Raw genomic sequence first — 624 nt, forward strand, 5'->3', positions numbered from 1 at the left:
CACAAACCTTACCAGCAACGGGGATTCTAACTAATGCATTTTTTGATTCTAAGTAATTGAGCCAACGAATAATTGTGCTTCTGCTAACTCCAAGTTTTTCAGCTAGGAATTGCTGATCCGCAACGACAGCGCCACACGTAGGATCGATATGCTCCGCTAAAAATGAGTACAGCTTCAGTGCTGATATGCCTTGGCTATCCTTCAGCAGCTCTCGAACGCGTTCCCAACCTTTTGGGGATACCTGTGTAAACCTTGAATTCTTCTTTGCTTCTTCGAGATCCTCGGTGTTTTTCTTTGCCTCATCTGAAAGTTGTTTCAGTCGTTTTTCTGAATCAATAAACATGATTTTTTCCCTCTAAAAATCCCATGCACTAACGTTGGTTCAAATCTAAGCCATCATGACACATCTGTGCAACACCTTGTTGCGTGTTGTCGCATCCAGGATGCGACAACGTTGTGTCACCCTGGATGCGACAGGTAAACAAAAAACACGCTAAAAAAACAACAACTTACAAATCGGCGTAAAAGATCTATTCTAGGCAAGGGTGTTGCGCGCAACGCAACACCCTTTTGGGGTGTCGGGGCGAAGCCCTGACCCAGTCACGTAGCGATAGCGGAGTGTAT

The 624-nt window shown here is 44.9% G+C and carries 1 protein-coding gene; it reads right to left on the reverse strand.

Going from position 1 to position 624, the window contains the following annotated elements; all coding sequences use genetic code 11:
- A partial coding sequence (locus ACNQ0T_RS23175; protein ID WP_089578012.1) for a helix-turn-helix domain-containing protein occupies nucleotides 1-343 on the reverse strand: 343 nt, incomplete at its 3' end.
- Nucleotides 344-624: the final 281 nt, after the last annotated feature.

It is taken from the genome of Enterobacter cloacae complex sp.6700776 (assembly GCF_048284255.1).
Taxonomy (GTDB): Bacteria; Pseudomonadota; Gammaproteobacteria; order Enterobacterales; family Enterobacteriaceae; genus Enterobacter; species Enterobacter intestinihominis.